Source organism: Geodermatophilus bullaregiensis (assembly GCF_016907675.1).
GTDB classification, from domain to species: domain Bacteria; phylum Actinomycetota; class Actinomycetes; order Mycobacteriales; family Geodermatophilaceae; genus Geodermatophilus; species Geodermatophilus bullaregiensis.
This window is the reverse complement of the sequence record NZ_JAFBCJ010000001.1, coordinates 1,622,621-1,648,655: the sequence shown is the minus strand read 5'-3', so window position 1 is coordinate 1,648,655 and position 26,035 is coordinate 1,622,621. Positions and strand designations below refer to the sequence as shown.

Here is a 26,035-nt window from a genome sequence, read left to right as displayed (position 1 = left end):
GCGGGTGCCGCTACGGCGTCGGCCCGGTCCCCCCGCCGGCAGCCGCGGCCGACGCCGCCGACGCGTCCCCGGCCGGCTGCGGTGCGGCGTCGGCGCGCCGGGTGACCGGCTTCCGGGACTCGCCGGCCAGCGCCGGCCGGACGTCGATCAGCGGCGCGACCAGGCCCGTCGTCGGCCGGGTCACCGGTGTCAGGTCGGGTGCCGTGCGCCGCGCGCGCCGGGAGCGCAGCGCGGTGACCAGGTCGAGCAGCGCCAGCCCGGAGGCGGCGACGGTGGCGGTGCGCAGGCGGCGGTACCGCTCGCCGCGCCGGTTGGACAGCGCGACGCCCATGGCGGTGAGGTCCAGCGCGTCGCCGACGACGCGGGTCCACGCCCAGCCGGGCCGGCCGGCGAGCAGGCCGGAGGCGTGCACCAGTTCCCGGACGCCGACGGCGGTGATGACCGGCAGCGCGTTGGGGGAGTCGTCGACCCCGCTGACCCGGGCCACGCCCATGGGGGAGACCAGCATCGAGGTGCCCAGGCCGAGGCTGGCCAGGCCGAGCAGTCGGGCCGTCCGGCGGCGGGCGGGGCTGGAGCTCATGGGTCCTCCCGGGAGGTCGCTGCCCCCGGCGGCTACCCGCGCGGCCCCGGGGGAAACGGCCGGTGGCGGCCCGGCGGACGGCGGGACGAGGATTGCGGGCATGACCCCTCCCGTCGGCACCCGCACCCTCGGCCGCGACGGCCTGACCGTCTCCGCGCTCGGCCTCGGCTGCATGGGCATGAGCCAGAGCTACGGCACCGCCGACCGCGACGAGTCGGTGGCGACGATCCACCGGGCGCTCGACCTCGGCGTCACGTTCCTCGACACCTCCGACGTCTACGGCGACGGGCACAACGAGGAGCTGGTGGGGGAGGCGATCGCCGGTCGGCGCGACGAGGTGCAGCTGGCCACCAAGTTCTCGCTGTCGCGTCGTGACGGCGGGATGGTCGTCGACGGCCGGCCGGAGAACGTCCGTGCCTGCGTCGAGGCCAGCCTGCGCCGGCTGCGCGTCGACGTCATCGACCTCTACTACCAGCACCGCGTCGACCCGGCGGTGCCGATCGAGGACACCGTCGGCGCGATGGCCGAGCTGGTGCGGCAGGGCAAGGTCCGCCACCTCGGGCTCTCGGAGGCCTCGGCCGCGTCGATCCGGCGTGCCGTCGCCGTCCACCCGGTCGCGGCACTGCAGAGCGAGTGGTCGCTGTGGACCCGCGACCTCGAGGACACCGTGCTCGGGGTCGCCCGCGAGCACGGCATCGGCATCGTGCCGTTCAGCCCGCTCGGCCGCGGCTTCCTCACCGGGGCGATCCGCGGCCCCGAGGACTTCGACGAGGACGACTGGCGCCGCGGCCACCCGCGCTTCACCGGGGAGGCGTTCACGGCCAACCTCCGGCTGGTCGACGCCGTCCGGGCCATGGCGGAGGAGAAGGGGTGCACGCCCGGTCAGCTGGCCCTGGCCTGGGTGCTCGCACAGGGCGACGACGTCGTGCCGATCCCCGGCACCAAGCGGCGCAGCTACCTGGAGGAGAACGTCGCCGCGGTGGCCCTGGAGCTCTCGGACGGCGACCTGGCGCGGCTGGGCGAGATCGCCCCGCCCGGGGTGGCGCAGGGCGGGCGCTACCCCGACGCCTCCTACGCCTACGGCGACAGCCCCGAGCGGGCCGCGTGACCACCTCCACCGGCACCCTGCGCGTGCCCGGCGCCGACGGCGTCGCGGTCGCCGTGCACCGGTGGGGGGCACCCGGCGCGCTCCCGCCGGTCTACCTCCAGCACGGCTTCGTCGCGGACACCCGGCTCAACTGGGTCGGCACCGGGGCGGTCGCGGCCCTCCTGTCGGCCGGGCGGGAGGTCGTCGGCGTCGACGCCCGCGGGCACGGGAGGTCGGACAAGCCGCACGACCCCGTCGCCTACGGGGAGGCCCGGATGGCCGACGACCTGCGGCGGGTGGCCGACGCGCTCGGTCACGACTCCTTCGACCTGGCCGGCTACTCGATGGGCGCGACGGTCGTGATGCTGACCGCCGTCACCGACCGGAGGGTGCGCCGGCTGGTGGTCTGCGGTGCCGGCGCCGCGTTCGTCGAGCCCGGTGGTGCCGAGCGACACTCCGTGCTGATGGGAGGGCTGGCCGCCGCACTGGACGCGGCCGACGTCGCCGACGTGCGTGATCCCGCCACCGTCTTCTACCGCCGGCTGGCCGACGCCCTCAACGCCGACCGGCGCGCTCTCGCCGCGCACGCCCGCTCGCTGCACACCCGGGGTGCCGACCTGGCCGCCATCACCGCGCCCACGCTGGTCCTCGCCGGCGACGCCGATCCGCTGGCGGTCCGCCCCGAGGTGCTCGCCGCCGCCATCCCCGGCGCCCGGGTGGCCGTCGTCCCCGGTGACCACTCGACCGCGCTCCGGACGCCGGCCTTCGCCGCGGCGCTGGTCGGCTTCCTCGGGGAGGCGTCGTGACCGACCCGACCTGCGGCGTCGCGCACGGCGCCCCCGCCCCCGCGGTCACCGGCCGCGTGCTGGTGGCGGTGTTCGCCTCGCCGGTGGCCGAGGTGCTGCAGCGGTGGGCGCCGGAGCTGGGCTTCCGCACCGTGCTGCTCGACCCCGACCCGGCGCGCGGGGCCGGCGTCGTCGGCCTGGCCGACCTGACGGAGGACCTGTCCGACGCCGACGTCGTCGTCACCGACCACCACCGCCCGGAGCTGGGCGAGGTGCTGCGCGACGCGCTCGCCCGGCCGGTGCGCTGGGTGGGCGTGATGGGCAACCCGCGGCACGAGGGCCCGCACGTCGCCGCGCTGGCCGCCCTCGGGGTGCCGCCCGAGGAGGTCGCCCGCGTGCACCGGCCCATCGGGCTCGACATCGGCTCCCGGACGCCGGCCGAGATCGCACTGAGCACGCTGGCCGGGCTGCTCGCCGACCGCAACGGCCGCAGCGGCGGCACGCACCGCCCGACGTGAGCGACGTCCTGCTCGGTGCCGACCTCGGCACCAGCGGGCTCAAGCTCGCCGCGCTCGACGCCGCCGGCGCGACCGTCGCCGAGGCCGAGGTCGACTACGCGGTCGACAGCCCGCAGCCGGGCTGGGCGGAGACCGACGTCGGCACCTGGCGGGCGGCACTCGACGCCGCGCTGGAGCAGGTGGCCCCGGCGCTGCGCGGCGTCACCGTCCGGGGGCTGGGGCTGTCCGGGCAGATGCACGGCGCCGTCCTCGTCGACGACGCCGGCGCCGCGCTCGCCCCGGCGCTGCTGTGGCCCGACCGGCGGGCCGTCGCCGAGCTGCACCGGTGGCGCGAGCTCCCCGCGGCCGACCGTGCCGCCCTGGCCAACCCGCTGGTGCCCGGCATGACCGGGCCGCTGCTGGCCTGGCTGGGCGCGCACCGGCCCGGGCTGCTGGCCCGCGCCGCCGGCGTGCTGCTGCCCAAGGACGCGCTGCGCGCCACGCTCCTGCCGGGGGCCGACTGGCGCCGCACCGACCGCAGCGACGCCTCGGCGACCCTGCTGTGGGACGTCCCCGGCGACCGCTGGTCGACGGCCGCCACGGCCGCCGCCGGCGTCGACCCGGGCCTGCTGCCCGCCGTCGTCCCGGGGTCGGCCGTGGCCGGCACCGCCGGCCTGCTGGGCACCGAGGTGCCGGTCGTCGTCGGTGGCGCGGACACGCCGCTGGCACTGCTGGCGGCCGGCACCCGCACCGGCGTCCAGGTGAACCTCGGGACCGGTGCGCAGCTGCTGCGGCCGGGGTGGACGCCCGCTCCGGTCGCCGACCCGGTGGTGCACGCCTACGCCGACACCCAGCACGGCTGGTACGCCATGGCCGCGCTGCAGAACGGCGGGCTGGCGTGGTCCTGGGTGCGCGAGGTCCTCGGCCTGTCCTGGGAGGGGCTGCTCGACGCGGCCGCGACCGCGGAGCCCGGGGCCGGGGGCGTCGTCTTCCGGCCGTTCCTGACCGGCGAGCGCGGCGGGGTGGCCGGGCCGGACGCGCGGGGGAGCTGGTCGGGGCTGACCGCGGGCACCACCCGGGCCGACCTCGCCCGGGCCGCGCTCGAGGGTGTCGCCCTCGCCGTCGGCGCGGCGCTCGACCTGCTCGACGTCCCCGACGACGGCGCGCCCGTCGTGCTCACCGGGGGCGGTGCCCGCTCGCCGCTCGTCCAGCGCCTGCTGGCCGACGTGCTGGGCCGGCCGGTGGTCCACCTGCAGGTGCGCAGCGCCTCGGCGACCGGCGCCGCGCTCCTGGCCGCGGCCGGGGTCGGCGCCGACCTCGAGGCGCGCCGGGAGCTCGGCACCGTGGTCGAGCCGGCTCCCCACGAGGGGCTGGACCGGGCGCGGGAGCGCTGGCGGCGGGGCTGAGCGCGGCGGCCGGCATGGAACGGCGCGGGCCCGGGCACCGTTGGAGGAGACGACGGGGGCCCGACGGGCCCCGGCGAGAGGAGGAACGCGACATGGCGTCGGTGTTCGACAAGGTGGCCCAGTTCGCCCGCAGCCCCAAGGGCCAGCAGGCGCTCCGACAGGTCACCACCAAGGCCCAGCAGATGGCCAAGGACCCCAAGACCAAGGCGCGGATCGACGACGCGCGCCGCCGGTTCTCCGGTGGCCGCGGCACGGGCGGTACCGGGGGCACGACTCCCACCGTCTGACGAAGGACCCCCTGCCCCCCACCGCTCGCAGGCCCGCGGCGGGACCCTGCAGGGGGGCCGACGACGGCGGCCCCTCCCCGGTGTGGGGAGGGGCCGCCGTCGTCGTGTCTCAGCCCGCCGGGTCGGGCAGGCGCAGGTGCGCCAGCGCGGCGTCGTGCAGCAGGCCGTTGGTGGCCAGCGCGCTGCCGCCGGCCGGCCCGGGCGTACCGGACAGGTCGGTGAACCGGCCGCCGGCCTCCCGGACGACGACGTCGAGCGCGGCGAGGTCCCACAGCGACACCTCGGGCTCGCAGGCGAGGTCGACGGCGCCCTCGGCGAGGAGCACGTAGCTCCAGAAGTCGCCATAGCCGCGGGTCCGCCAGACCGACCGGGAGAGGTCGAGGAAGCCGTCGAGCAGGCCGCGCTCCTCCCAGCCGGACAGGCTGGAGAACGACAGGCTCGCGTCGCCGAGGTCGGAGACCCCCGAGACCCGGCAGCGGGTGGCCGACTCCAGCCGCCGGCCGGTCCAGGCGCCGACGTCCTTGGCCGCCCACCACCGGCGGTTGAGGGCCGGCGCCGAGACCAGCCCGACGACCGCCTCGTCGCCGTCGAACAGCGCGATGAGCGTCGCCCACACGGGCACGCCGCGGACGAAGTTCTTCGTCCCGTCGATCGGGTCGAGCACCCAGCGTCGTGGGCCGTGCCCGGTGACGCCGAACTCCTCGCCCAGGACGGCGTCCCGGGTGCGGGCCCGCGCGAGGGTGGTGCGCAGCTGCTCCTCGACGGCACGGTCGGCGTCGGTGACCGGCGTGAGGTCGGGCTTGGTCTCGACCGTGAGGTCCAGCGCGCGGTACCGCTCCATGCTGATGGAGTCCGCCTGGTCGGCGAGGACGTGCGCCAGGTGCATGTCCCCCGTGAAGTCCCGGCCCGGTGTCATGGGCACCGAACCTAGCGGGCGGTCAGTCGAAGACCGCGGCACTGACCCCGCTGGGGCCCTCGTACTCCCGGTCGTCGATCTTCTGCAGCGCGTCGAGGACCTCCTGGTCGCCGCCCTTGGCGTGCTCGAGGATCTGCTCCTTCGTGGCCGGGTAGTCCATGCCCTTGAGGGCCTTCTGGATGTCGATGGGGCTCACCATGCCGGTCGGCTACCCCCGCCCACCTCCTCCGATGCGCGGATACCGTCGCGGGCGTGGAGGCGGCGAGGATCGTGGGACTGCTGGCCGACCCCACCCGGCTGAGGGTGGTGGCGGCCCTGGCGCTCGGCGCCGGGACGATCGAGGAGGTCGCCGAGACCTCCGGGCTGGCGCTCAAGGACGTCGCCCTGGCCGCCCGCCGGCTGGCCCGCGGCGGGCTGGTGCGCCGTGACGGGCACGCGCTCGAGCTGCTGACCGACCGCTTCGGCGCCGCCGCGCGGGCCGCCGCCGATGCCGCGCCGGCCCCCGAGCCGCTCTCCGACGACCCCACCGAGTCCGCCGTCCTGGCCGCGTTCGTCCGCGACGGCCGGCTGGTGTCCATCCCGGCCCAGCGCACCAAGCGGCGGGTGGTGCTGGAGCACCTGGTGCGGGTGTTCGAGGTCGGCGTCCGCTACCCGGAGCGCGAGGTGAACGCGCTGCTGGCGGTCTGGCACCCCGACACCGCGGCGCTGCGCCGGTACCTGGTCGACGAGGGCCTGCTCTCCCGGGCGGAGGGGCTCTACTGGCGCAGCGGCGGCTGGGTCGACGTCTGAGGACCCTCCGGGCCTCGTGCCCCGCTCCGCCTGCGGACCCCGGAGCACGACGTCCCGGCGGGACGGGGGCCCCGGCGAGGGAGCTAGCCGAGCCGGACGGTGCCGTCGGCGTCGACCGACCAGCCGGGGTTGTGCGCGACATCCCAGACGACGCCGTTCGGGTCGGCCACCAGCGCGTGGAAGACCCCGCCGAAGGCGCCCTCCTCCGGCGGCGTGAGCACCGTGCCGCCGGCCGCGACCATGGCGTCGACCAGCGCCCGGACGGCGTCCCGGTCGGCCACGTTGTGCGCCAGCGTCACGCCGGAGACCGCGGGCCGCGCGGGGCCGGTGCCGAGGTCCCGCGCGAAGCTCCGCGCCTCGAAGAAGGCCAGCACGGTGCCCGGCGCGACCTGGAAGAAGACGATCTCGCCGGGGACGTCGAGCAGCGGGGACCAGCGGAGGCCCTCGACGTAGAAGCGCCGCGCCGCGTCCAGATCGGCGGTGGCGAGCGTGGTGAAGTGCACCTGCTGCTCCATCTGTCACCTCCGTGGGTGGCCCCCTCCCGGGTCCCGCCCCGAGCGGAGCGAGGGGTGGGGAGGAGGGGTCCTCCATCAGTAGCCGGGGCCGACCTGGCCGACGGCGTCGAGCAGCCGCCGGACGCTGGCCAGCCGCTCGGCCCGCGCCGGCGGTCCCGCGGCCGCCCAGGCGTCGAGCGCGCAGTCGGGGTCGTCGGCGGAGTGCCCGCAGCCCGGCGGGCAGTCGACGGCGGCCTCGGCGAGGTCGTCGAAGGCGCCGACCACGTCGTCGGCGGTCACGTGCGCCAGCCCCAGCGAGCGGATGCCCGGGGTGTCGACGATCGTGCCGCCGCCGGGCAGGTCGAACAGCACCGCCGACGACGAGGTGTGCCGGCCCTTGCCGACCTTGCTGACGTCGCCGATGGCCCGGTCGGCGTCGGGCACCAGCCGGTTCACCAGCGTCGACTTGCCCACGCCCGACTGGCCGACGAAGACGCTGGTGCGCCCCTCGATCCGGTCGAGCAGCGGGTCCAGCGGCGTCTCGCGCGACATCGGCACCGCGTCGACGCCCAGGCCGGCGTAGCGGTCCAGCAACGGCTGGGCGCTGGCCAGGTCGGTCTTGGTGAGGCAGAACAGCGGTTCCAGGCCCCCGGCGTAGGCGGCGACCAGGCAGCGGTCGAGGAACCCGAGCGCCGGGTCGGGGTCGGCGACCGAGGTGACGACGACGAGCTGCTCGGCGTTGGCCACCACCACCCGCTCGGTCGGGTCGGTGTCGTCGGCGGTGCGCCGCAGCGACGTCGTCCGGTCCTCGATGACGACGATGCGCGCGAGGGTGTCCGGCCGCCCGGTGGTGTCGCCGACGAGCCGCACCCGGTCACCGACGACGACGCCGTGCCGGCCCAGCTCGCGGGCGCGCATCGCGGTGACCTCGACGGGGGCGCCGTCGTCGCCCTCGACCCGGACGGTCATCCGCCCGCGGTCGACCGCGACCACGAGCCCCGGCACGGCATCGGCGTGCGCGGGGCGGGTGCGGGTGCGCGGTCGCGAGCCGCGCCGGCTCGGCCGGACCCGGACGTCGTCCTCGTCCGACCGGCTGTCGTGCCGGCGGCTCAGGAGCCCACCCCCGCCGTCGCGCCCAGCATCCCGTCCCAGCGCTCGCGGAAGTCCGGCAGCGTCTTGGTCACCGCCTCCGGCCCGGACACCCGGACCCCGTCGACGGCCAGGCCGAGGACGGCGGCGGCGTGCACCATGCGGTGGTCGGCGTAGGAGTCGACCAGCGCCGGGCGCGGCGGGCCGGGGGTGACCACCAGCCCGTCGGGCAGCTGCTCGACCCGCGCGCCGACGGCACTGAGCACCTCGTCGAGGGCCTGCAGCCGGTCGGTCTCGTGTCCGCGCAGGTGCCCGATGCCGGTCAGCCGCGACGTGCCGTCGGCGAGGGCGCACAGCGCGGCGAGCACCGGCGTCAGCTCGCCCACCTCGCCGAGGTCGGCGACCAGCGGCGCGATGGTGCCGGTGCCGGTGACCTGCAGCCCCCCGGGTGCGCGCTGCACGTCGGCACCCATCTCACCCAGCAGGCGGTCGAGCTGCGCACCGGGCTGGGTGGTGACCTCGGGCCAGTCGGGGACGGTCACGCGCCCGCCGGTGACCAGTGCCGCGGCGAGGAACGGCGCGGCGTTGGACAGGTCGGGCTCGACCACGCGGTCGCGGGCGGCGACCGGGCCCGGCGCCACCCGCCAGCCGCGGCCGGTGGCGGTCACGTCGACGCCGTGCTCGCGCAGCGCGACGACGGTCATCTCCACGTGCGGCATCGAGGGGACGCCGCCGGCCGGGGTGAGGTCGAGGCCCTCGTCGAAGCGGGCGGCGGCCAGCAGCAGGCCGGAGACGATCTGCGAGGACTCGCTCGCGTCGACCGTCACCGGCCCGCCGCGCACCCGGCCGGTGCCGTGCACGGTGAACGGTGCCCGGCCCCGGCCGCCGTCGTCGACCTCGACGCCGAGGTCGCGCAGCGCCGCGACCAGGCCCGCGTTGGGGCGCTCGTGCAGCCGCGGGTCGCCGTCCAGCCGCACCGGGCCGGCGGCCAGCGCGGCCACCGGCGGCAGGAAGCGCAGGACGGTGCCGGCCAGCCCGGCGTCGACCTCGGCGGGGCCGCGCAGCTCGCCGGGGGTGACCAGCCAGTCGGTGTCGGGGGAGGCGCCGTCGTCGTCGATGCGGACGCCGAGGGCCCGCAGGCCGGCCGCCATGAGCTCGGTGTCGCGGGCCCGCAGCGGCCGGCCCAGCCGGCTCGGCCCGTCGGCCAGCGCGGCCAGCACGAGCGCCCGCGCGGTGATCGACTTCGAGCCCGGCAGGGCGACGACGGCGTCGACGGGGGTCGGGCGGTGCGGCGTCGTCCAGACCTGGCTCACGGGACCATCCTGCCCGGCCCGGGACACCGCACCGCCCACCGCTCAGCCGCCGACCGGCCGGTCGGCCTTCTTCACCGGCACCGTGCGCACCAGGCGGCGGTTGGCGAACTCGAACATCGCCAGCTCGGAGAGCTCGCGGCCGTAGCCGGACCGCTTCACGCCGCCGAAGGGCAGCTCGGGGGAGGACCCGGTCGGCTGGTTGATCCACACCATGCCCGCCTCCAGCCGCTCGGCCACCGCCCGCGCGCGGTCGAGGTCGCTGCTCATGACGGTGGCGCCCAGGCCGAAGTCGCTGTCGTTGGCCAGCGCGACCGCCTCGTCGGCGTCCTTGACCCTGTAGACGACGGCCGCGGGGCCGAACAGCTCCTCGCGGTAGGCGCGCATCTCCGGGGTGACGTCGGTGAGGATGGTGGCCTCGACGAACGCGCCCGCGTGGTCGGGCCGGCCGCCGCCGGCGACGACGGTGGCGCCCTTGTCGACCGCGTCCTGGATCTGCGCGTGCAGGTCCTGCGCGGCCCGCTCGCTCGACAGCGGGGCCAGCGACGTCGAGGGGTCGGCCGGGTCGCCGGGCGCGAAGGTGGAGAACGCCTGCCGGAGGCCCTCGACGAAGGGCTCGTAGAGCTCCTCGGTGACGATCAGCCGCTTGGACGCGGTGCAGGCCTGTCCGGTGTTCTGCATCCGGCCCATGGTCGCGGCCTTGACCGTGGCGCCCATGTCCTCGGCGTCGAGCACGATGAACGGGTCGCTGCCGCCCAGCTCGAGCACCGACTTCTTCAGGTGCTTGCCGGCCAGGGCGCCCACCGCGCTGCCGGCCCGCTCGCTGCCGGTCAGCGTCACGCCCTGGATGCGGGGGTCGGCGATGACCTGCTCGACGTCCTCGATGCGCAGGAAGGTGTTGGTGAAGACGCCCTCGGGGGCGCCGGCGTCGGTGAAGAGCTGCTCGATGGCCACCGCGCACTGCGGGGTGATCTCGGCGTGCTTGAGGATGACCGTGTTGCCGAGCACCAGGTTCGGGCCGGCTACGCGGACCACCTGGTAGAAGGGGTAGTTCCACGGCTCGATGGCCAGCAGGACGCCGACCGGGCGGGTCTCGATGACCGCCTCGCCCTTGCCCATCAGGGGCTGGACGGACGTCGGCTCGAGGAAGCCGGGGCCGTTGTCGGCGTAGTACTTGAGGATCATCGAGCACAGGTACAGCTCGCCGGTCGCCTCCTCCTGCCGCTTGCCCATCTCCGTGGTGATGAGCCGGGCGAGGTCGTCGCGGCGCTCGTCCATGAGCTCGGCGGCCCGGCGGACGACGGCGGCGCGCTCCTCGACCGGGCGCTGCTGCCACTCCTGGTAGGCGGCGTGCGCCCGGCCGATGATCCCGTCGATCTCCTCGGTCGGGGTGAAGTCGAATTCCTTCTCCGTCTGGCCGGTGAAGGGGTTGACCGTCGCGTAGCGGCGCTCCGCGGAGTCGCTGGCGGTCTTCGGCTGGTCGTGCGGGGGGTTCTGGGTGGCGGTCACGCCCGTGATCCTCGTCTCTCGTCGGTGTCGTCTCCAGTGGGGCGTACCCGCCGCCCCGGCGGCCAGTCGCGCTGTCGGCGGGCGCACCTAGAGTCGGGGAGGGGCCCACCCGGGTGCCCTCGTCCGGACCCACGCAGCCGGGAGGAACCGCCATGTGCGGTCGTTACGCCGCCAGCCGCCGCCCCGAGGACCTCGTGGTCGAGTTCGAGGCGGTGCCCGCGGAGGGCCAGCAGCCCCTGCCGGCCGACTACAACGTCGCGCCGACCAAGGACGTGTACGTCGTCCGCACCAAGCGCGAGCGCGATCCCGAGGGCAGCCCCACCGGCGCCGGGCACCGCGAGCTGCGCGGCGTCCGCTGGGGGCTGGTGCCCTCGTGGGCCAAGGACGTCTCGGTCGGCAACCGGCTGCTCAACGCCCGCGTGGAGTCCCTGACCGAGAAGCCCGCCTTCCGCGCGGCGGCCCGCTCCCGCCGCTGCCTGGTCCCGGCCGACGGCTGGTACGAGTGGCAGAAGCGGCTCGACTCCCCGGGCAAGCAGCCCTTCTTCATCACCCCGGCCGACGGGTCGGTGCTGGCCATGGCCGGGCTGTACGAGGTGTGGGGCAAGGGCGAGGACCGCCTCTACACCTGCACGGTGGTCACCGCCCCGGCCACCGGCGCGCTCACCGAGATCCACGACCGCATGCCGCTGGTGCTGCCGCGCGAGCGCTGGGCCGACTGGCTCGACCCCGCCCGCGACGACGTCGAGACGCTGGCCGCACCCACGCCGCCGGAGCTGGTCGAGGCCCTCGAGCTGCGCCCGGTGGGCACCGCGGTGAACAACGTCCGCAACAACGGCGCCGAGCTGCTGACCCGGGTGGAGGGCACCAGCGCCCCCGCCGACCAGCCGGCGCTCTTCTGACGGGAGCGTCCCCTGAGCGAGCGCACGACGACCGCCGGACCCGGCGGGACCACCCCGCCGGCCGCGGCGGGCGCGCTGCCCGGCTGGGTGGCCGCCGGCGTCACCTTCCTGGCCTCCGGCGCGGTGCTGGTGCTGGAGATCGTCGGGCTGCGGCTCATCGCGCCCTACGTCGGCATCACGCTGCAGACCAACACCGCGGTCATCGGGTTCGCGCTGGCCGCGATCGCGATCGGCGCCTGGGCCGGCGGCGCCACCGCGGACCGCCGCGACCCGCGGCAGCTGATCGCGCCCCTGCTGGTGGCCGGTGGCGCGCTCGTGGTCGCCGTCCTGCCGCTGGTCCGCTTCGCCGGGTCCTTCCTCACCGGTGCCGACGCCGGCAGCGTGCTGCTGCTGGCCGCCGTCGCCGTCGTCGTCCCCGCGGCGCTGCTGTCGGCCGTGCCGCCGATGGTGGTCAAGCTGCAGCTGGGCAGCCTGGCCGAGACCGGCTCGGTCGTGGGGCGGCTGTCGGGCATCGGCACCCTCGGTGGCATCGCGGCCACCTTCGTCACCGGGTTCCTGCTGATCGCGGTGTTCCCCAGCAGCGGCATCCTCGTGGGCACCGGGCTGGTCACCGTCGTCGCGGGTGTCGCCGTGGCGGTCCTGCTGCGCCGCTCGCCCGGCGGGGCCGGCCGGGTCCCCACCGCGCTGCTGCTGCTCGCCGTCGGGGGGTCGCTGCTGGCCGCGGTCGCGCCGACGCCCTGCGAGGAGGAGACGGCCTACCACTGCGCCCGCGTCGTCGCCGACCCCGAGCGCGACACCGGCCGGGTGCTGCTGCTCGACACGCTGCGGCACAGCTACGTCGACCTCGCCGACCCGACGTACCTGGAGTTCGAGTACGTGCGGGCCATCGCCGCGGTCACCGACGTCCTCGCCCCGGCCGGCGCGCCGCTGTCGGCGCTGCACCTGGGTGGCGGCGGGCTGACCGTGCCGCGCTACCTCACCGAGGTCCGCCCCGGCACCACCAGCCGGGTCCTCGAGGTCGACCCCGGCGTCGTGGAGATCGACCGCGAGCAGCTGGGCCTGGCGACGTCGGAGGACCTGCAGGTGCGGGTCGGCGACGCCCGCGTGGGGCTGGCCGCCGAGCCGGCGGGGGAGCGCGACCTCGTCGTCGGCGACGCCTTCGGGGGGCTGTCGGTGCCCTGGCAGCTGACCACCGTGGAGGCGCTGGAGCTGGTGGACCGGGCGCTCACCGACGACGGCGTCTACGTCGCCAACCTCATCGACCACCCGCCGCTGTCCTTCGTCCGTGCCGAGCTCGCCACGATGCGCGAGGTGTGGCCGCACGTGCTGCTGCTGGCCCGGGCGCCGGTCCTGGCGGGGGAGGATGGCGGCAACCTGGTCGCCGTCGCCTCCTCCCGGCCGCTGGACCCCGACGTCCTGGCCGGGGCGCTGGCTGCCCAGGACTCGACCTGGCAGGTCGCCCCGGAGGACGAGGTGGCCACGCTCGCCGGCGACGCGCAGGTGCTCACCGACGACGCCGCGCCCGTCGACCAGCTGCTCACGCCCTACGGCGCCCCCGGCTCGTAGTCGGCCCTGGGCCGTCAGCGGGCGATCAGGGCGGTGCGCGCGCGGGTGAGGCGCACCAGGTCCGCCGGCGGCAGCTCCACCTGCAGCCCGCGCCGGCCGGCGCTGACCATGACCGTCGTGAAGCCGAGCGCCGACTCGTCGACCACCGTCGGCAGCGCCTTCCGCTGACCGAGCGGGCTGATCCCGCCGAGCACGTAGCCGGTGGTGCGCTCGGCGTCGGCGGGGTCGGCCATGGCCGCCTTCCGCCCGCCGGCCGCCGCGGCCAGCGCCTTGAGGTCGAGGCTGCGGCTGACCGGGACGACGGCCACGGTGAGGACGCCGTCGACGCGGGTGACCAGCGTCTTGAACACCTGGCGCGGATCGGCGCCGAGCGCGGCCACCGCCGCCTCGCCGTGGCCCTGGTCGTCCGGGTGCTCGGGGTCGTAGGGGTGCAGGGTGTGCGCCACCTCCGCGCGCTCCAGGGCCCGCACCGCCGGGGTCGCCGCCACGGGCCGGCAGCGTAGCGGCGGCACCGGGCCCGCACCGCCGCGTTCCGTGGCGGCCCCCACCCGGGGAATGCCGGCCGCCGTCCGTGCGGTTGGACCGGCCGTGAGCAGCACCGTCTCGAGCGCGCGGACCCGCGCTCCGCACCGGCGGCCCCCGGGCCGTCCCGACGCCACGCGACTAGGATCGTCCGATGTGGTCGCCCGCCTCCGGGTGCCGCAGAGAGGACGGTCGGTGCCTGAGGAGTCCGCGGGCGGGAGCCCCGCCGTCGAGCCCGTCGAGACCCCCCAGGAGCGGGCCGTCGGGGCTCCGGTGGACGTCCCCGAGGCCCGCGAGGGCGGCAGCCGCACCGAGGTCGCTGAGACCCGTGCCGAGCGCGATGCCCGCTTCGAGCGCGACGCGCTGCCCTACCTCGACCAGCTCTACCCGGCAGCGCTGCGCATGACCCGCAACCCCGCCGACGCCGAGGACCTCGTCCAGGAGACGTTCGTCAAGGCCTACTCCGCGTTCCACCAGTTCGCCGAGGGCACCAACCTCAAGGCCTGGCTGTACCGGATCCTGACCAACACCTACATCAACAGCTACCGCAAGAAGCAGCGGCAGCCGCAGCAGTACCCCACCGACCAGGTGCAGGACTGGCAGCTGTACGCCGCCGAGGAGCACAGCTCCAGCGGCCTGCGCTCGGCCGAGATCGAGGCGCTGGACCACCTGCCGGACTCCGACATCAAGGACGCCCTGCAGCAGCTGCCCGAGGACTTCCGGCTGGCGGTCTACCTCGCCGACGTCGAGGGGTTCGCCTACAAGGAGATCGCCGAGATCATGGGCACGCCCATCGGCACGGTGATGTCCCGGCTGCACCGCGGCCGGCGGGGCCTGCAGAAGCTGCTGGCCGACTACGCCCGCGAGCGCGGCTTCGTCCGCGCCGGCGCCGGAGAGGGGGCCGGGTCGTGAGCGCCGACCACGAGCACGCCTCCTCGTGCGACGACGTCCTGACGCACGTCTTCGAGTTCCTCGACCACGAGACCGACGACGCCCGCCGCGCCGTCATCGCCGAGCACCTGGAGGACTGCTCGTCGTGCCTGCGGCAGTTCGGCATCGAGCAGGAGTTCAAGGCGCTCGTCCGTCGCCGCTGCGGCGGTGACAAGCCGCCGCTGGGCCTCAAGGACCGCATCAAGCTGCAGCTGACCACCGTCTCCTTCGAGGAGGACGGCACCCACGTCAGCGTCGAGCAGCTGAGCACCGAGGTCGTGCGGACCGACGGGTCCGCCGACACCTGAGGCCACTCCCCGGACGAACGACGACGCCCCGCCCCGGAGACCCGGAGCGGGGCGTCGTGCTGTCGGCCCCCGTGCAGGGTCCCGCCGCGAGCCAGCGAGTGGCGGGGGGCGAGGGGGGTCCTTCCTCAGGCGTTGGGGCGCTTGCCGTGGTTGGCCTTGCTCCCCTTGCGGGAGCGCCGCTTGCGTCCACGCTTGGACATCGCTGCCCTCCTCTCCTCGTCGTCGGGTCGGTCGGCGGGGACCGCCGGGTCTGCGTCCAGGGTCCCACAGCCGGGGGAGGGACCTCCGGCCGGTGCGGCGGGCGTCGGTCCCGAGGAGCACCATGCAGGGAGGCCGGGGGAGCCGACCCCGGCACCGACGGGAGGACGGGCGGACGTGGCCCAGCACGGGATCGAGAGCGTGCTCGTGGCGGGGCGGGGGCCCGCTGCCTGCGCGGTGGTCGCTGCCTGCTCCCGCCTCGACGTCAAGGCGGTGGCCGTCTACTCCGAGGCCGAGCGGTCGGCCCGGCACGTGCGGCTGGCCGACGACGCGGTGCTGCTGGGCCCGGCCCCGGCCGCGGAGTCCTACCTCGCCGTCGACCGGATCGTCGAGGCCGCCCGCCGCAGCGGCGCGGCCGCCGTCCTGCCCGTGCCGCCGGCCCTCGCCGGCAACGCCGCCCTGGCCGGCGAGGTGACCGCCGCCGGGCTGACCTGGGTCGGCCCGCCGGCCGAGGTCCTGGAGCGGCTCGGCGGCGACGGCGTGGAGCCGGCCAGCGAGCACGGCCTGCTCGCCCTGGTCACCGACGACGGGCTGCAGTACGCCACCCCGGTGGCCCGTGACCGCGCCGCCGGCATCGCCCGCGTCTCCTGGACGCCCGACCCGGGTGGTGAGCTCCCGCCGGGGGCCAAGCGGCTGGCCGAGGTGGGCTGGCGCGGGCTGGTCACCGTCGGCGTCGCCGAGGACGGCGAGCTCGGCGAGGTCGCGGCCGGCTTCTCCCTCGACATGTCGGTCCTCGAGCGGGCGCACCGCGTCGACGCCGTCGACCTGGCGCTGGCCGCAGCCGCCGGGGAGCGCGCACCGCGCCGCCGGACCCGCGAGGAGCACCCGCCGCGCGCCGCCGTCGCCGTCCAGCTGCGCGCCACGCTGCCGCCCGGGCGGGCCGGCCGGGTGACCGGCCGGCTGCCGCTCTCGGGCCGGTTGCGCGGCACCACCGGTCAGACCGAGGTGGTGGCGGTCAGCGGCTACGACCCCGGCGACCGTCTCGACGGCTGGTACGACGCGCTGCTGGCCACGGTGAGCGCCGGGGCGGTCGACGTCGCCACCGCCGCCCGCGCCGCCGGCGCGACCCTCGCCGACCTGCCCGAGGCCGGGGTCCCGCACGACGGCGCCGAGGTGTGCGCGGTGCTCGAACGGCTCGCCGACGGGGACCCCGCCCCGGGGAGCTGAAGGACCGGTCCTCCCCACCTCTCACACGCTCGGGGCGGGACCCGGGACGGGGCCGGGGGGCGCGCCGCCTGCTTGGATGGGAGCTCCGGAGCGGCGAGGGGGGTGCGCGTGGCGGTCGAGGAGATCCACGCCGAGATGGTCTCCAGCGTCTGGCGGGTCCTGGTCGCGCCCGGGACCGAGGTCGCCGCCGGGGACACGCTGGTGATCCTCGAGTCGATGAAGATGGAGATCCCCGTCCTCACCGAGCTCGCCGGCGTGGTGCAGGAGCTGCACGTGGTCGAGGGCGAGGTGCTCCAGGAGGGCGACCTCATCGCCACCGTCGTCGACGGCTGAGCCGCGTCCGCCCGGGTCCCCAGACCTCCCCCGCAGCCGGTCGGCCCCGGCCGCGGTCAGCGCCGTCCGGACAGGGCGGCCAGCCGCTCCCCGAGCAGTCGGTAGACCTCCGGGTGGACGCTCATGCCGACGTGGCTGGAGTCGACCTGGACGTTGTCGGCGTCCGGGTCCACGCACGCGTGCCAGTCGACGACCCAGTCGCTGCGCGAGTACACCGAGACGTAGGGGACGTGCGCGGGGAACGGCCGGTCCAGCCACTCGGCGAGCTCGCCGGCGCACGTCCCCTGCAGGCAGTCGTCGTGGAACATGCCGGGCACGCCCGCGCTCCCCAGCGCGGCGACCAGCCGGACCTGTGCGGCCACCAGCGGGTTGATCGCCATGTGGTCGACGTTCGGGCTGCCCAGGGTGACGATCCCGCCGACGTGCTCGGGCCGGCGCATCGCCATCAGCTTGGCGAACAGCCCGCCGCGGCTCTGGCCGACGATCACCGCGGGCCGCCCCGCCCTGTCGGTGAACTCGACCAGGCGGCGCTCCAGGCGCTCGACCGCCAGGCGGGTGCAGTCGACGTTGACGCGGATCTGCGACGTGCACGTCCGGTAGCCCCGGGCCCGCAGCCAGCGCTCCATCAGCGACAGCGACGGGTCGCCGGCCAGGAAACCGGGCACGAGCAGCACCGGCAGGCCGCCGCCGTCCGGGACGCCGTGACCGCGCCACACCGGGGAGCGCAGGAGGGCGGCCGCCTCGCGCCACGGCCGCTGCGCGGCGAGCAGCGCGGCCACGGGCGAGGCGCCGATCCACGGCGGGGCTCCCTCGTCGGACGTCCGGTGGGGCGGCGCTGGGGTGCGCATGTCTCGTCCTCGTCTCCGTTCCGTGACCGGGGCGGCACGGGCACCGACCGCCGGGACCGCAGTGGTCGCCCGCCCGGAGGAGTGTGACCCCTGGCACACTGCGCCACACCCCGGGGGTCACGCGGGTCGGGTCCGGGGCGGTCGCCGGGCGCCGCAGCCCTCGCCGCCGACCCAGGAGGGCAGGGACCGTGAAGCAGCTGTCGGGACTGGACGCGACGTTCCTCCACCTCGAGACGTCCGCGCAGTTCGGTCACGTCTCGAGCCTGTCGGTCTACTCCCGCCCGGACGACCCCGACTACCGGCCCTACGACGCCTGGCGGGCGCAGCTGCAGCAGCGGCTGCACCTCCTCGAGCCGCTGCGCCGCCGCCTGGCCGAGGTCCCGCTGGGCCTGGACCACCCGTACTGGGTGGCCGACCCGGCCTTCGACCTCGACTTCCACGTCCGGCACACGGCCGTCCCGCCGCCCGGCACCGACGACCAGCTCGCGGTGCTGGCCGGACGGCTGGTCTCCCGGCCCCTGGACCGCCGCAAGCCGCTGTGGCTCTCCTACGTCATCGAGGGCCTGGCCGACCGCCGCTTCGCCGTGCTGACGATCGTCCACCACGCCACCATCGACGGCGCCTCGGGCGTCGAGCTGATGACGCTGATGCTCGACGACCGGCCCGAGGGCGGCACCGTGCCGACCGAGACCGAACCGTGGGCGCCCGAGCGTCCGCCCGGCGACCTCGAGATGCTGGCGCGCGGCGCGCTCGGCCTGGCCCGCAAGCCGGCGCGCGGGGTCCTGCTCGCCGCCTGGACCGCCCGGGAGATCGGCCGGGCGACCCGCAACCCCGTGCTGGTCCGGACCGCCAACGAGGTCCGCCGCAGCCTGCGCGGCCCGCTCGGCACCGTGCTCAACGTCGGTCGCTCCCGCCCCGAGGAGCCCGACCAGCCCCCGCCCCTGCCGAGCGTCCGGCCCCCGCGCACGCCGTTCAACGGGCCGATCACCCCGCACCGCAAGCTCGCCATCCGCTCGACGTCGCTCGACGTGGTCAAGCAGGTGAAGTCGGCGCTGGGCGCCACCGTCAACGACGTCGTCATGGCCGCGTGCGCCGGCGGCCTGCGCACCTGGCTCGACCGGCGCGGTGCGCTGCCGACGGACCCGCTCGTGGCGCTCGTGCCGGTCTCGGTGCGGACGGGGGAGGAGACCGACCGCTGGACCAACCGGGTGTCGATGCTCTCGGCCGTCCTGCCCACGGACGAGCCCGATCCGGTCCGGCGCGTCCAGCGCGTGCACGAGGCGATGGCCAGCAGCAAGGAGCTCTTCTCGGCGCTGCCCGCCGACCGGCTCACCGACTTCGCCGAGTTCCCGCCGCCGGCCGTCTTCGCGCGGGCCATGCGGCTGAGCGCCCGGCTGCGCCTGGGCTCACGGCTGACACCGGGCAACCTCGTCATCTCCAACGTGCCCGGCCCGCGCACGCCGCTCTACGCCGCGGGCGCGCGGCTCGAGCACTACTACCCGGTCTCGACGATCGTCGAGGGGCAGGGCCTCAACATCACGGTGCAGAGCTACCTCGACCGCCTCGACTGGGGTCTGGTCTCGTGCGCCGAGCTGCTGCCGGACGTCGACGTGCTGCTCGGCGACGTCCTCGACGACCTCGACGCACTCGCCACCGCGGCGGGCGTCGCGACGCCCGCCGCCCAGCCCGCCGCCGAGCCCGCCGCTCCCGCGCGCCGCCGGCCGTCCCGGTCGCGCGACGGCGCGGCGCGCACACGAGGCCGGCCGCCCGGCGGCGCGCAGGCCTGACGGCGCCGGTGCGGCGACCGCGGGGTCCCCGCCTGCGGCTCACAGCGGTGTGCCGCTTGGTCGGCGGCCGTGGCCTCCGGCGCCGGCGGTGGTGTGCGCCGAGGGCTCGTCCTGGAGACCGAGATGAGCCGTGGGCGCACGGTGCTGCAGGTCACGCCGCCCACCGTGGTCAGCCGACCGGCACCAGCGCCCGCCGGCGTGCGAGCCCGGGCCGGCACCTGGCAACCAACGCGCACACCGCTGTCAGAGCTCGAGCGCGTAGACCACGAGGTCGACGCCGGGGACCGGTGACCAGTCCCGCTCCGGCAGCCGGGTGAACCCCAGCCGGTCGTAGAGCCGGTGCGCCGCGGTCATCCGCGGGTCGGTCGACAGCACCATCCGCCGCAGGCCGGCCGCGCGCGCCCGCTCGAGGCACACGCGCACCAGCAGCTCGCCGACACCCCGGCCGCGCGCCGCCGGGTCGACCACGAGCATGCGGAACGCCGCCTCGTCCGGGGAGGCGGTCACCTCGCCGAAGTCCCCGGCGAGGACCAGGGCGACCGCGCCCACCACGTGCCCGCCCTCGCGCGCCACGAGCAGCGTGGACCGCCCGGCCCGCCCCTCGACGTCGGCCAGCTGCCCCAGGTACTGCTCGGAGGCCAGCTGCTCGTCGCGGTAGACGCCGACGGTGAGCGCCGCGATGCGCGGGAAGTCGGCGGGGACGGCGTCCTCGACGGTCACGGGCGGCGGAGCGGGGGAGGGGAGGGCCACGACTGCCCAGACTAGGAGGGCGGCCGCCCTACCCTCGGACACGATGAGCACCCTCTCCGAACGCCTGCACCGTGGCTCGGCGACCGCGCCGTCCCAGGTCGACCACGCCCGGCGCCTGGTGGCCGACTGGCAGCTGCTGGCCGACCTGGCCTTCGCCGACCTCACGCTGTGGGTGCCGCTGCGCACCGGCGCGTGGTGGTGCGTCGCGCAGGTGCGCCCGCTCACCGCCCCGACCAGCCAGCCAGAGGACCTCGTCGGCAGCGAGGTCGAGGGCCCCGAGGCCGACCCGTTCCGGGTGGCGCACCGCGAGGGCCGGCCGGTCACGGAGGGCGACCCGGACTGGTCGGGCACCAACCCCCGCCGCCGCGAGGTCATCCCGGTGCGGCACGACGGCGTCGTCGTCGCGGTGCTGGCCAAGGACACCAACCTGGCGGTGACGCGCTCGCCGTCGACGCTGGAGCTGACCTACCTCGACATCGCCGCCGACCTCTGCCTCATGGTCTCGGCCGGCACCTTCCCGCCGGAGAAGCTGCTCGGCGGCGAGATGGGCCCGCGCGTGGGTGACGGGCTGGTGCGCCTGGACGGCACCGGCCGCGCCGTCTACGCCAGCCCCAACGCCCTGTCGGCCTACCGGCGGCTCGGGGTGACCGGCGACCTCGTCGGCGCCGACCTGGCGCGGCTGACGCGCGCGGCGGCCGCCGACCGGGTGGCCGGGGAGGCGGTCGCGGCGGGGATCGCCGCGGCGGTGGCCGGCCGGTTCCCCGACCCGACGGACGTCGAAGGCGACAGCGCCACGCTGCTGGTGCGGGCGCTGCCGTTGCAGCCCCCCGGCGCCGAGGAGGGCGCGCTGGTGCTGGTCCGCGACGTCACCGACCTGCGCAGCCGAGACCGGGCGCTGCTGACCAAGGACGCCACCATCCGGGAGATCCACCACCGGGTGAAGAACAACCTGCAGACCGTGGCCGCGCTGCTGCGGCTGCAGGCCCGGCGGATGACCGAGCCGGCAGCGCGGGCGGCGCTGGAGGAGTCGGTGCGCCGGGTGGCCTCCATCGCCGTCGTGCACGAGACGCTGGCCGGCAGCCGGGAGGACGTCGTCGACGTCGACGACGTGCTCGACCAGGTGCTGCCGATGCTCGGCGACCTCACCTCGATCGGCCCGGCCGCCCGCACGCGGCGGGTCGGCGCGTTCGGCGAGCTGCCCGCGGCCACGGCGACGCCGCTGGTCATGGCGGTCACCGAGCTGCTGCACAACGCCGCCGAGCACGCCTTCCCGGCCGACGGCCCGCCCGGCTCCATCGAGCTGGTGGCCGAGCGGGACGGCGACGACCTGGTGGTGCGCGTGCGCGACGACGGCCAGGGACTGCCGGAGGGGTTCGACGCGGCGGCCAGCGACGGCCTGGGCCTGCAGATCGTGCGGACGCTGGTCACGAGCGAGCTCGGCGGCTCCCTGCACATGGCGGCACCGGCCGAGCCGCCCGGCCCCGGACGCCCGGGCACCGAGGTCGTCCTCGACGTCCCCGGCGCCGGCCGTCCCCGCCGCTAGGCGCCGGCACGCCACGAGGCCGATCCCCGTGGGGGACCGGCCTCGTGGGTGCGGTGGTGCGGTTGCTCAGGCGCGGATGCGGGCGCGGGACTGGCGGCGCTTGAGCGCACGCCGCTCGTCCTCGGACAACCCACCCCAGACGCCGGAGTCCTGGCCTGCGCTCAGCGCCCAGTCCAGACAGGACTGGACGACCGAACAGCGACCACACACCGCCTTGGCCTGCTCGATCTGCACGAGGGCGGGGCCGGTCGTCCCGATGGGGAAGAACAGCTCCGGGTCCTCGTCCCGGCAGAGCGCGCGGTGGCGCCAGTCCATGTCGGTGTACTCCTCGGTGTCGGCTACGGTCGATGCTGCAGATCGCTGACGTCGGGCCGCTCGCGCAGGCGACACCGGTTCCCCAGCGCCTCGTTCCAGCGACCACCCACCGCTTGTTACCGGCAGGTTGCGTTCCTCTCGCGATGTTTTCACCTGAGGACAGCGTGTCAAGCGCACGGAGGTCCTGGGTCGACCCCTCGTGAGCAACCTCACCACGGGCGTGCTAGGGACGCCACTCGACACCGCCGCGGTGGTTGACACGGCCCGCCGGGCGTGTCTGAGGAGCCCGCGGCGGCCCTCCCCGGCGGGGTCCCGCGGCGAGGACGGGGTCCTCCATCAGGCGATGACGGAGAGGGCCGCCGGCACCGACCGCACGTGCAGTCCGGTCGCCGTCCCGAGGTGGTCGCCGTCGAGCTGCCAGCCCTGCGGCCGGGAGGCCGTCAGGGTCAGCTCGGCGAGGGAGTGCCGCCGGTGCACCCCGCGACCGCGGGCGTCGGGACGGCGGGCCAGGACCTGCCGCGAGTGGTGCAGCATCCGCAGGACGCCCGTGCGGCCCAGGGCGAAGACGTCGAGGTCGGCGTCGAAGGAGGCCTCGGGGCTCGGGTTGACCGGCCGGGTCCCCAGGTAGGTCCACGGGCTCACGTTCGACACCAGGCAGAGGAAGAGCCCGTCGAGGTCGGCCTCGCCCGGCAGCGCCAGCGTCATGGCCGGACGGCGGCGTTCGCGGCCGAGCACGAAGGTGCGGGTGGCCTCCCGGACGTAGAGCGGCCCGGTGGAGCGGCGGCCGCGGGAGCGCTGCGCCTCGACGCGGGCGATGACGTCGGCGTCGAAGCCCATGCCCGCGGCGAAGACGAACCATCGCGGGGCGGTCCAGCCCCCGTCGGCCGCGGCGTCGGCGACGGCGACGGCGGCGGTGACCGCCGGGTCACCGCCGTCCACCGTGGCGCTGCTGGTGCCCGTGGCGCTGGCGGTGCCGAGCGAGATCCGCCGCGTCCGCCCGGCGCGCAGCGACGCGAGGATCTCCCCGGTGGCCTCGACGGGGTCGCGGGAGCGCCCCAGCGCGCGGGAGAAGACGTTGGTCGAGCCGCCGGGGACGACCGCCAGCGTGGGGACGTCCGGGCCCGGGCCCGTGGACAGCAGCCCGTTGACCACCTCGTTGACGGTGCCGTCCCCGCCGAGGGCGACGACGACGTCGACCCCGTCGGCCAGCGCCTGCCGGCCCAGCTCGCGGGCGTGACCGCGGCGGGTGGTCTCGGCGAGGTCCACCTTCAGCTCGCTGGACAGGGCCCCCAGGAGGACGTCGCGCACCCGGCCGGTCGTCGTCGTGGCCGCGGGGTTGGCCACCACGAGCGCGCGCATGCCGGTCAGGCTAGCCAGCGCCACCGGCCGCTGACCGGCACGGACGGTCCTGGCGTGACCGGTGACGCGTAGCCTCGCTGGTGTGACGGAGGAGGACGGGGCACGGCGCCCCAGCCGGGCCGAGCGGCTCTTCGGCGGAGCCGCCCAGCCCTCGACCCGCCCGCCCCGCGCTCCCGGGCCGGAGGCGCCGGTGGCCGTCCGCCGGGCGGCGCTGGTGGCCGCGGTCGAGGCCGCGCTGCTGCTCGGCGCGGCGCTGGTCGTCCTGTGGCTCACGCTCACCAGCTCCCCCGACAGCGTCGGCCGCGCGCTGGCCGAGGTCGTCTACGTCGGGCTGTTCGGGGTCGCGCTGGCGGTGGCCGCCGCGGGGTTGCGGCGGGTGGCGTCGTGGGCCCGCGGGCCGGTCGTCGTCCTGCAGATCCTGCTGGGCCTGTTCGGCTACAGCACCGCGTTCACCGGCGGCCAGCCGCTGCTCGGCGTTCCCCTGATCGTCCTCGCGGTCACCGAGCTCTACCTGCTGGCGACGCCCGAGGCGCGGCTGGCCTTCTCCGAGCGCTGAACATCAGACCAGGTCGACGACGTCGGCGATCGAGGCCAGCACCCGGCTGGGCCGGAACGGGAAGCGCGCCACGTCGGCGGCCGCCGTCGACCCGGTGAGCACCAGGATCGTCTCCAGGCCCGCCTCGATGCCGGCGACGACGTCGGTGTCCATGCGGTCGCCGATCATCACCGTGCTCTCCGAGTGCGCCTGGATCCGGTTCATGGCGCTGCGGAACATCATCGGGTTGGGCTTGCCGACGAAGTAGGGCTTGGCGCCGGTGGCCTCCGTGATCATCGCGGCGACCGAGCCGGTGGCCGGCAGCGGCCCCTCCGGCGAGGGCCCGGTGACGTCGGGGTTGGTGGCGATGAACCGCGCCCCCGAGCCGATCAGCCGGATGGCCCGCGTGATCGCCTCGAACGAGTAGGTGCGGGTCTCGCCCAGGACGACGTAGTCCGGGTCGGTGTCCGTGAGCGTGTACCCGGCCTCGTGCAGCGCCGTGGTCAGGCCGGCCTCACCGATCACGTAGGCCGAGCCGCCGGGCAGCTGGTTGGCGAGGAAGTCCGCCGTCGCCAGCGCCGAGGTCCAGATCGACTGCTCGGGCACCTGCAGGCCCGAGCGGGACAGCCGCGCGGCCAGGTCGCGCGGGGTGAAGATCGAGTTGTTGGTGAGGACGAGGAAGCGCCGTCCCGTGTCGACCAGCCGGGCGAGGAAGTCGGCGGCTCCGGGCAGGGCCTGCCCCTCGTGCACGAGGACGCCGTCCATGTCGGTCAGCCAGCACTCGGCCGGGCCGCGCTCGGTGCTCACGCCGCCCACCCTGCCGTACCGGCGCGCTGCGCGTCGGACGGGCGGTCAGGGACGGCGGTCGGCGGCGAAGGCGGAGAGTGCCTGGTCGGTGAGCCGGAAGACCGTCCACTCGTCCATCGGGACGGCGCCGGCCGCCCGGTAGAACTCGATCGACGGGGTGTTCCAGTCGAGCACCGACCACTCCAGGCGGCTGTGGCCGCGCGCCACGCAGGTGACCGCGAGCGTCCGCAGCAGCTCCCGGCCGAGCCCCGTGCCGCGGTGCTGCGGCTGCACGTAGAGGTCCTCGAGGTGGATGCCGTGCGTGCCGCGCCAGGTGGAGAAGGTGAGGAACCACAGCGCCATCCCGACGACGTCCCCGCCGGGGCCGAGCGCGACGTGGCCGAAGAGCGCCGGGGAGTCCCCGAACAGGGCGGCGGTCAGCTGCTCCTCGGTCAGCCGCACCTCGTGCGCCGCCCGCTCGTACTCGGCCAGCTCGCGCACCAGGCCGACCACGGCCGCGACGTCGCCGGGCTCGACCGGGCGCACGGTCACGTGAGGACCTCCCGGACGCGGGCCGGCACCAGCCGGGCCAGGGGGGACAGGGCCGGCACCAGCACCGGCGCCAGCAGGTAGCCGTAGGCCAGCACGCAGCCGGTCACCACCGGGACGGTGGCGAAGCCGACGACCAGCGCCACCGCGGCGGCCACCAGGCCGTACGGGCGCCCGCTCTTCGGGCTCACCAGCGACCGGAACGAGCGGAACCGGACGGTGCTGACCATGAGCAGCGCCGGCACCGCCACGATCAGCAGCACCCACAGCCGGTCGCGGCCCTGCATCTGGTCGCCGAAGGCGAACACCGAGGCCAGGACGACGCCGGCCGCGCCGGGGCTGGGCATGCCGGTGAAGTACCGCTTGTCCGCCGTCGGGTCGATGGTGGTGTTGAACCGGGCCAGCCGGATCGCCGCGCAGGCCAGCCAGAGGAAGCAGACCACCCAGCCGAGGGCGTCGAACTCGTCGCGGCCCTCGGAGAACAGCGTGAAGGCGACCACGGCCGGCGCCAGGCCGAAGGACACCAGGTCGGCCAGCGAGTCGAACTGCAGGCCGAAGGAGCTCACCGCGCCCACCAGCCGGGCCACCGCGCCGTCGGTGATGTCGAAGAGCACCGACAGGCCGATGAGCACCGCGGCGAGGGTGTACTGGCCGCGGATGGACACCAGGATGGCGCCGAAGCCGCACATCATGTTGCCCAGCGTGAACAGGCTGGGGAGGGTCGCCAGGGCCCGGCGGCGCGAGCCGCGGACCGAGCCCCGGACGAACTCCACCGTGGCCGTGCGCCGGGTCTGGGGCCGGCCGGAGCCGGAGGCCGAACTGGGCACCGGG

The 26,035-nt window shown here is 76.2% G+C and carries 31 protein-coding genes; 15 read left to right on the top strand and 16 right to left on the bottom strand.

Going from position 1 to position 26,035, the window contains the following annotated elements; translation table 11 throughout:
* Positions 1-10: 10 nt before the first annotated feature.
* Positions 11-580: a hypothetical protein gene (locus tag JOD57_RS07665; protein WP_204691333.1), complete on the bottom strand. Its 570-nt coding sequence runs from the start codon at positions 578-580 to the stop codon at positions 11-13.
* 100 nt (positions 581-680) lie between these two features.
* Between JOD57_RS07665 and JOD57_RS07660 the strand changes: the two genes are divergently transcribed.
* From JOD57_RS07660 to JOD57_RS07640, 5 genes are all read left to right on the top strand, one after another.
* Entirely contained in the window at positions 681-1,688 is a 1,008-nt protein-coding gene (locus JOD57_RS07660; RefSeq protein ID WP_204691332.1) for an aldo/keto reductase, read from the top strand.
* The gene (locus JOD57_RS07655) at positions 1,685-2,473 is read left to right on the top strand and encodes an alpha/beta fold hydrolase (protein ID WP_204691331.1); all 789 of its coding nucleotides are present in this window, start codon (positions 1,685-1,687) and stop codon (positions 2,471-2,473) included. The genes JOD57_RS07660 and JOD57_RS07655 overlap by 4 nt, the downstream gene beginning before the upstream one ends.
* Positions 2,470-2,970, top strand: a complete 501-nt coding sequence (locus JOD57_RS07650; RefSeq protein ID WP_204691330.1) for an XdhC family protein — start codon at positions 2,470-2,472, stop codon at positions 2,968-2,970. Before JOD57_RS07655 ends, JOD57_RS07650 begins: the two co-directional genes overlap by 4 nt.
* Positions 2,967-4,355 (top strand): FGGY family carbohydrate kinase, encoded by a 1,389-nt coding sequence (locus JOD57_RS07645; RefSeq protein ID WP_204691329.1) that lies wholly within the window; start codon positions 2,967-2,969, stop codon positions 4,353-4,355. The genes JOD57_RS07650 and JOD57_RS07645 overlap by 4 nt, the downstream gene beginning before the upstream one ends.
* 92 nt (positions 4,356-4,447) lie before the next feature.
* A complete protein-coding gene (locus JOD57_RS07640; protein ID WP_204691328.1) occupies positions 4,448-4,642 on the top strand; it encodes a hypothetical protein in 195 nt (64 codons plus the stop codon).
* Between the two features lie 109 nt (positions 4,643-4,751).
* Here the strand turns inward: JOD57_RS07640 and JOD57_RS07635 are convergent, their stop codons facing one another.
* Both JOD57_RS07635 and JOD57_RS07630 read right to left on the bottom strand, forming a co-directional pair.
* The gene (locus JOD57_RS07635; protein ID WP_204691327.1) at positions 4,752-5,558 is read right to left on the bottom strand and encodes an inositol monophosphatase family protein; all 807 of its coding nucleotides are present in this window, start codon (positions 5,556-5,558) and stop codon (positions 4,752-4,754) included.
* Positions 5,559-5,580: 22 nt separating this feature from the next.
* Positions 5,581-5,757, bottom strand: a complete 177-nt coding sequence (locus JOD57_RS07630; RefSeq protein WP_204691326.1) for a DUF2795 domain-containing protein — start codon at positions 5,755-5,757, stop codon at positions 5,581-5,583.
* A gap of 53 nt (positions 5,758-5,810) precedes the next feature.
* On the opposite strand from JOD57_RS07630, the gene JOD57_RS07625 reads away from it, so the two are divergent.
* On the top strand, positions 5,811-6,347 hold the full coding sequence (locus JOD57_RS07625) for a DUF2087 domain-containing protein (RefSeq protein WP_204691325.1): 537 nt from the start codon (positions 5,811-5,813) through the stop codon (positions 6,345-6,347).
* Positions 6,348-6,430: 83 nt separating this feature from the next.
* Here JOD57_RS07625 and JOD57_RS07620 read toward each other — a convergent pair whose 3' ends face one another.
* The 4 genes from JOD57_RS07620 to JOD57_RS07605 form a co-directional block, all read right to left on the bottom strand.
* Positions 6,431-6,862 (bottom strand): VOC family protein, encoded by a 432-nt coding sequence (locus JOD57_RS07620; protein ID WP_204691324.1) that lies wholly within the window; start codon positions 6,860-6,862, stop codon positions 6,431-6,433.
* Between the two features lie 75 nt (positions 6,863-6,937).
* Entirely contained in the window at positions 6,938-7,846 is a 909-nt protein-coding gene (gene rsgA, locus JOD57_RS07615) for a ribosome small subunit-dependent GTPase A (protein ID WP_307824545.1), read from the bottom strand.
* Positions 7,847-7,950: 104 nt separating this feature from the next.
* Positions 7,951-9,243, bottom strand: coding sequence for a 3-phosphoshikimate 1-carboxyvinyltransferase (gene aroA, locus JOD57_RS07610; protein ID WP_204691323.1), 1,293 nt, complete (start codon positions 9,241-9,243; stop codon positions 7,951-7,953).
* 42 nt (positions 9,244-9,285) lie between these two features.
* Positions 9,286-10,749, bottom strand: a complete 1,464-nt coding sequence (locus tag JOD57_RS07605) for an NAD-dependent succinate-semialdehyde dehydrogenase (RefSeq protein WP_204691322.1) — start codon at positions 10,747-10,749, stop codon at positions 9,286-9,288.
* 152 nt (positions 10,750-10,901) lie between these two features.
* Between JOD57_RS07605 and JOD57_RS07600 the strand changes: the two genes are divergently transcribed.
* Both JOD57_RS07600 and JOD57_RS07595 read left to right on the top strand, forming a co-directional pair.
* Positions 10,902-11,648: an SOS response-associated peptidase gene (locus JOD57_RS07600; RefSeq protein ID WP_204691321.1), complete on the top strand. Its 747-nt coding sequence runs from the start codon at positions 10,902-10,904 to the stop codon at positions 11,646-11,648.
* Positions 11,649-11,735: 87 nt separating this feature from the next.
* Positions 11,736-13,214 (top strand): fused MFS/spermidine synthase, encoded by a 1,479-nt coding sequence (locus JOD57_RS07595; protein WP_307824544.1) that lies wholly within the window; start codon positions 11,736-11,738, stop codon positions 13,212-13,214.
* 14 nt (positions 13,215-13,228) lie between these two features.
* On the opposite strand, the gene ybaK is transcribed toward JOD57_RS07595, so the two are convergent.
* Positions 13,229-13,702, bottom strand: a complete 474-nt coding sequence (gene ybaK, locus JOD57_RS07590; protein ID WP_204691320.1) for a Cys-tRNA(Pro) deacylase — start codon at positions 13,700-13,702, stop codon at positions 13,229-13,231.
* Positions 13,703-13,931: 229 nt separating this feature from the next.
* Here ybaK and JOD57_RS07585 point away from each other — a divergent pair, with 229 nt between their 5' ends.
* Positions 13,932-14,648 carry a sigma-70 family RNA polymerase sigma factor gene (locus tag JOD57_RS07585; protein ID WP_307824543.1) on the top strand — a complete coding sequence of 239 codons (717 nt, stop codon included), beginning with the start codon at positions 13,932-13,934 and terminating at the stop codon, positions 14,646-14,648.
* Positions 14,645-14,974, top strand: a complete 330-nt coding sequence (rsrA, locus tag JOD57_RS07580; RefSeq protein ID WP_204691319.1) for a mycothiol system anti-sigma-R factor — start codon at positions 14,645-14,647, stop codon at positions 14,972-14,974. The genes JOD57_RS07585 and rsrA overlap by 4 nt, the downstream gene beginning before the upstream one ends.
* Before the next feature lie 125 nt (positions 14,975-15,099).
* Here rsrA and JOD57_RS27230 read toward each other — a convergent pair whose 3' ends face one another.
* Complete coding sequence (locus JOD57_RS27230; protein ID WP_099459150.1) at positions 15,100-15,174, bottom strand: 50S ribosomal protein bL37; 75 nt, start codon at positions 15,172-15,174, stop codon at positions 15,100-15,102.
* Between the two features lie 175 nt (positions 15,175-15,349).
* Between JOD57_RS27230 and JOD57_RS07575 the strand changes: the two genes are divergently transcribed.
* Together JOD57_RS07575 and JOD57_RS07570 are read left to right on the top strand one after the other, a co-directional pair.
* Positions 15,350-16,399, top strand: coding sequence for a biotin carboxylase N-terminal domain-containing protein (locus JOD57_RS07575; RefSeq protein ID WP_204691318.1), 1,050 nt, complete (start codon positions 15,350-15,352; stop codon positions 16,397-16,399).
* A 108-nt stretch (positions 16,400-16,507) separates the two neighbouring features.
* A complete protein-coding gene (locus tag JOD57_RS07570) occupies positions 16,508-16,732 on the top strand; it encodes a biotin/lipoyl-binding carrier protein (RefSeq protein ID WP_204691317.1) in 225 nt (74 codons plus the stop codon).
* A gap of 56 nt (positions 16,733-16,788) precedes the next feature.
* Here JOD57_RS07570 and JOD57_RS07565 read toward each other — a convergent pair whose 3' ends face one another.
* Positions 16,789-17,580, bottom strand: coding sequence for an alpha/beta hydrolase family protein (locus JOD57_RS07565; protein ID WP_204691316.1), 792 nt, complete (start codon positions 17,578-17,580; stop codon positions 16,789-16,791).
* Between the two features lie 188 nt (positions 17,581-17,768).
* Here JOD57_RS07565 and JOD57_RS07560 point away from each other — a divergent pair, with 188 nt between their 5' ends.
* Positions 17,769-19,367, top strand: a complete 1,599-nt coding sequence (locus tag JOD57_RS07560; protein WP_204691315.1) for a WS/DGAT/MGAT family O-acyltransferase — start codon at positions 17,769-17,771, stop codon at positions 19,365-19,367.
* Between the two features lie 243 nt (positions 19,368-19,610).
* On the opposite strand, the gene JOD57_RS07555 is transcribed toward JOD57_RS07560, so the two are convergent.
* Positions 19,611-20,117: a GNAT family N-acetyltransferase gene (locus JOD57_RS07555; RefSeq protein ID WP_204691314.1), complete on the bottom strand. Its 507-nt coding sequence runs from the start codon at positions 20,115-20,117 to the stop codon at positions 19,611-19,613.
* 43 nt (positions 20,118-20,160) lie between these two features.
* Here JOD57_RS07555 and JOD57_RS07550 point away from each other — a divergent pair, with 43 nt between their 5' ends.
* Positions 20,161-21,660, top strand: a complete 1,500-nt coding sequence (locus JOD57_RS07550) for a sensor histidine kinase (RefSeq protein WP_204691313.1) — start codon at positions 20,161-20,163, stop codon at positions 21,658-21,660.
* 66 nt (positions 21,661-21,726) lie between these two features.
* On the opposite strand, the gene JOD57_RS07545 is transcribed toward JOD57_RS07550, so the two are convergent.
* Both JOD57_RS07545 and JOD57_RS07540 read right to left on the bottom strand, forming a co-directional pair.
* Positions 21,727-21,975: a WhiB family transcriptional regulator gene (locus JOD57_RS07545; RefSeq protein ID WP_204691312.1), complete on the bottom strand. Its 249-nt coding sequence runs from the start codon at positions 21,973-21,975 to the stop codon at positions 21,727-21,729.
* A 336-nt stretch (positions 21,976-22,311) separates the two neighbouring features.
* A complete protein-coding gene (locus JOD57_RS07540) occupies positions 22,312-23,334 on the bottom strand; it encodes a diacylglycerol/lipid kinase family protein (RefSeq protein WP_204691311.1) in 1,023 nt (340 codons plus the stop codon).
* An 82-nt stretch (positions 23,335-23,416) separates the two neighbouring features.
* Between JOD57_RS07540 and JOD57_RS07535 the strand changes: the two genes are divergently transcribed.
* Complete coding sequence (locus JOD57_RS07535; protein WP_239568255.1) at positions 23,417-23,890, top strand: hypothetical protein; 474 nt, start codon at positions 23,417-23,419, stop codon at positions 23,888-23,890.
* A gap of 3 nt (positions 23,891-23,893) precedes the next feature.
* On the opposite strand, the gene JOD57_RS07530 is transcribed toward JOD57_RS07535, so the two are convergent.
* Genes JOD57_RS07530 through pssA form a run of 3 tightly spaced genes read right to left on the bottom strand, consistent with a single transcriptional unit; the run spans position 23,894 to position 26,031 of the window.
* Positions 23,894-24,676 (bottom strand): HAD-IIA family hydrolase, encoded by a 783-nt coding sequence (locus JOD57_RS07530; protein ID WP_204691309.1) that lies wholly within the window; start codon positions 24,674-24,676, stop codon positions 23,894-23,896.
* A 45-nt stretch (positions 24,677-24,721) separates the two neighbouring features.
* Positions 24,722-25,207: a GNAT family N-acetyltransferase gene (locus tag JOD57_RS07525; RefSeq protein ID WP_204691308.1), complete on the bottom strand. Its 486-nt coding sequence runs from the start codon at positions 25,205-25,207 to the stop codon at positions 24,722-24,724.
* Positions 25,204-26,031 (bottom strand): CDP-diacylglycerol--serine O-phosphatidyltransferase, encoded by an 828-nt coding sequence (gene pssA, locus JOD57_RS07520; protein ID WP_204691307.1) that lies wholly within the window; start codon positions 26,029-26,031, stop codon positions 25,204-25,206. The genes JOD57_RS07525 and pssA overlap by 4 nt, the downstream gene beginning before the upstream one ends.
* Between the last annotated feature and the right edge of the window lie 4 nt (positions 26,032-26,035).